This window comes from Psychromarinibacter sediminicola, assembly GCF_029168335.1.
GTDB lineage: Bacteria > Pseudomonadota > Alphaproteobacteria > Rhodobacterales > Rhodobacteraceae > Psychromarinibacter > Psychromarinibacter sediminicola.
This window is the reverse complement of the sequence record NZ_JARGYC010000246.1, coordinates 1-398: the sequence shown is the minus strand read 5'-3', so window position 1 is coordinate 398 and position 398 is coordinate 1. Positions and strand designations below refer to the sequence as shown.

Here is a 398-nt window from a genome sequence, read left to right as displayed (position 1 = left end):
GCCGCCCGCGCCAGCGCCGCGTTCAGCTGCTGGCCCAGCGCCTGGATCTGCACCTCCGCCGCCGCGTCCTCCTCCGCGGCGACATCCAGCAGCGATTGCAGCGTCGCCAGTTCCGAGCGCAGCGTCTCGATCTGCTGGCGGAGCGACTCCACCTCGCGCCGGCTGTCGGCCGCCAGTTCCTCGGCATCGCTCAGCTCGGTCTCGGCCGTCGCCAGCAGCGCGGCGCGCTCTTCCGCCTGGCTCAGCGCCGCACTCGCCTCGCGCTCCGCCCGGGCCTTCGCCGCCAGCGCCGCCGCCAGCTGTGCGCGCAGGTCGTCCTCGCTCGTCTCCGCCGAATCCCGCAGCGAGGTCAGCTCGGCCTGCGCCTCCTCCAGCGCCGCCTCGGTCTCTTCCTGCGC

The 398-nt window shown here is 75.1% G+C and carries 1 pseudogene; it reads right to left on the bottom strand.

Annotated features, from left to right (window positions below):
• Positions 1 to 398 (bottom strand): annotated as a pseudogene (locus P1J78_RS25210) (peptidoglycan -binding protein); the annotation flags it as partial.